Origin of the sequence: Gordonia sputi NBRC 100414 (genome assembly GCF_000248055.1) — a bacterium.
In the GTDB taxonomy this organism is placed as follows: Bacteria; Actinomycetota; Actinomycetes; order Mycobacteriales; family Mycobacteriaceae; genus Gordonia; species Gordonia sputi.
In genome coordinates this window covers 1-2,770 of the sequence record NZ_BAFC01000011.1, presented here as the reverse complement: position 1 = coordinate 2,770, position 2,770 = coordinate 1, and the positions used below count along the sequence as shown (strand labels likewise).

The window sequence follows — 2,770 nt, the reverse complement described above, 5'->3', positions numbered from 1 at the left end:
CTAGCGACGACTTGGTTGCGGTCACCCTGCTCAGCGTCGATATCCCCGGTCAGGCGGCGTTGCGGATCACAGGCGATAACGATTCGTCCTACGCAGCGAGCGTCGGTGAGCAGTTGCGTCTGCTGCCCACTGATGTCGAACTCGTCGACGCCGACGACGAATTACTAAGCACTGCAGAGAAACTCTGGACATTGCTGCGCGATAACCGCGGCGTCGGCACCACAAAGACCAGCAAGCTGTTGGCGCGCAAGCGGCCTCACCTGCTACCCGTCATCGACTCGGTCGTGAAACGAGCTGTGGGTCACAACCCCCGGCGGCACAACTTCTATCGAAACCTCCGAGCTGCGCTGACCGCCGACGACCGTCGACTCCATGCTCGTCTGATCGAAATCCGCGACGACGCCGAGATTGGTGACGACATCAGCGCGATCAGAGTGTTCGACATCCTTGCCTGGATGTGGGGCAGCGGTAGGACTCTTCTTGATCCCGAGCGTGGCGAGCTGTCTGCGCGACCTTCAGTTGAAGACGGAAAGTAGCGATGAAGACTCTGTAGGTTCCATCGGAGTGTGTCAGTAAGCACCCGCAGTGGCCGCAGTTTTCCAGGCTATGTCATACGCAGATTCCATCGCGATGTGGCAGTTTCCTTGCCCGAAGGAAGGGCTTCCAGCCCGCGCGTCGGCGCGTTGGGCCACTTCGCGGCTCGAGGTGTCACCGCTGAGAACACCACACCCGTCGACGGCTACTTCATTGTCAGCACTCGCGCTGATGCCAGCGCAACCGATGAGGTCGGCCGTGTCGATTCCGTCATCTACGACTGGATGCGGTGAAATACTTACCCCACCAGAAGCATTCGATTTGCACGGACCAAAGTAGACGTCGGTCGCGGCGACACGACGTCGACGCGGAAGGCGAGGTCGGCGATGTGGCCTAAGCCGCTCAGAGTGACATTTGGCAGTCCTGCGGGACGGAGAGTGTGACAGATCCCTGCGCGGAGAACAGCCACGCCCGAGGGAGGGTCAAGCCGTGGGGTTGTGGTGCGGCCGAGATGATGTCACCAGTTCGAAGATCCACGTTTGTCGGGATGACGGTGGTCGTTGCGACTGCCCACGCATCAACGGTGAAGCACAATCCTGCGACTGCGACCACCACCATCAATGTCGCTAGCGCCCGCTACACCTGCAGCCCGTAACCGGAAGTCAGCCAGTAAGCTGCCAACAACGCGGGCTCTCCCGACCACCGTGCTGCGGCTAGGCGCCGCATTTCCATTTCGCCGTAGTAGAAGTTGGCGGCGCCGGGCCCATCTTTGCTGTCCTCGAGCGCTTTCCGCAACGCCCAGTACGTGGTTGACACCTCACGAGCCGTCACCGTCGGACGTCGCGATGACACGTCGGTCAATGCGCCACCGCGCGAACCCTGTGCCCGCGATTGCTGACCAGCACGTCGTCGCCGGCGATTACTGTTCTGCAGGACTGAGGATTTCATTGGCCCAGGACTTAGTGGGCTACTCTAATGACTCATGGTTGATACCACCGCGAACGTCGATCCAGCTTCGATGGCGATGCTGGGATTCGCCGATTTCGTTAGCGAAACTGTTGACTTTGCCGACTCCGCGACTAAGGGCATCAAGCTAGCGAACAAGCTCCACAACTTCGGACGCTCGATCGGGGTGAACCAGCGCGCTCAGCGCCATACGTCTGACCAGCAGCATGTCCTGCATGGGCTTCTGCTTATCGCGACGTGGGGGGCATTTGAGGCATCGTTTGACGACTACTGTATCGGCGTGCTCCGCGCAGACCCTGCGGTATCGGATGCAGAATCTGAGTATGCGCGGCTGATACGAAAAACTCGCCGTGAAAAGGCACCGATAAAATTTGAAAAGGTGTTGAGGCCGCTTCAGCGCGATGGGGAGATCCCAGAAGGCCTGCTCACGGCCCTAAAGAGCGCAAATCAGACCCGCAACATCTGGGCGCACAATCGTGGCGTTGCGGACGCAGAGTTTGTGGAGCGTGCATCACATCTCGGGCACACCGTGGGCGAGAGGGTGATCATGGACAGCCGTCTCTACACGCGCTACGCCTTCGCCATCGGCACGTACGCTGTGTTCCTCATATCGAGACAGTTGCAAGCGGCAACTGGCGCAGAACGGGCGTTGCCCACCTCAGTAATGGATAAAAACCCCTTCCGAGCGGACTACATAAGTGTATTCGGAGACAATCCTGTATCGTCGCCAATTTCTGCCGCGATGCCATTGCGCCAGGAGAATTGAATCTCTTGCCGTTCCAGGCCAGTTCGGTAACCACGCCGCGACAAATGATGTTGGCGTCTACGTGGAATACTCTTCCGGTCACCGAGTGCGGGCGAGTATGTCGACCACAAGAGGAAACTGTTTCAGCCCGCGCGTCGGCGCGTTGCACCACTTCGCATCTCGAGGTGTCACCGCCGAGAACACCCATCCGTCGACGGCCACTTCATCGCCCGCACTCGCGCTGAGGCTACCGCAACCGATGAGGTTGGCCGTGTCGGTTCCGTCATCTACGAGTGGATGCGCGGTGAGACACTCAGCCCACCACAAGCATTCGATTTGCACGGACCAAAGTAGACGCCGCCGGGGCGCCACGAAGTCAACGCAACCAACGTGTCAGCGTTTAGTGCGGTTGCAGATAGCCAATACCGCTAGGGCGAGCAACTCCGGCCCGATGACGCGGGCGGCGAGGTCGACGATGTGGCCGAAGCCGCTCAAGGTGAGACCGGACAATCCTGCCAGCCGAAA

4 protein-coding genes are annotated in these 2,770 nt (G+C 59.7%); 3 read left to right on the top strand and 1 reads right to left on the bottom strand.

Features of this window, described 5'->3' with window-relative positions; translation table 11 throughout:
- Positions 1–536: DUF6308 family protein (locus tag GOSPT_RS01850; RefSeq protein ID WP_005202305.1), on the top strand; the 536-nt coding region annotated here is incomplete at its 5' end.
- 96 nt (positions 537–632) lie between these two features.
- Positions 633–827: a hypothetical protein gene (locus GOSPT_RS23510; RefSeq protein WP_141630777.1), complete on the top strand. Its 195-nt coding sequence runs from the start codon at positions 633–635 to the stop codon at positions 825–827.
- 343 nt (positions 828–1,170) lie between these two features.
- Here the strand turns inward: GOSPT_RS23510 and GOSPT_RS01840 are convergent, their stop codons facing one another.
- A complete protein-coding gene (locus tag GOSPT_RS01840; protein ID WP_141630776.1) occupies positions 1,171–1,395 on the bottom strand; it encodes a hypothetical protein in 225 nt (74 codons plus the stop codon).
- A gap of 121 nt (positions 1,396–1,516) precedes the next feature.
- Between GOSPT_RS01840 and GOSPT_RS01835 the strand changes: the two genes are divergently transcribed.
- The gene (locus GOSPT_RS01835) at positions 1,517–2,266 is read left to right on the top strand and encodes a hypothetical protein (protein WP_005202298.1); all 750 of its coding nucleotides are present in this window, start codon (positions 1,517–1,519) and stop codon (positions 2,264–2,266) included.
- The last annotated feature ends 504 nt before the right edge of the window (positions 2,267–2,770 follow it).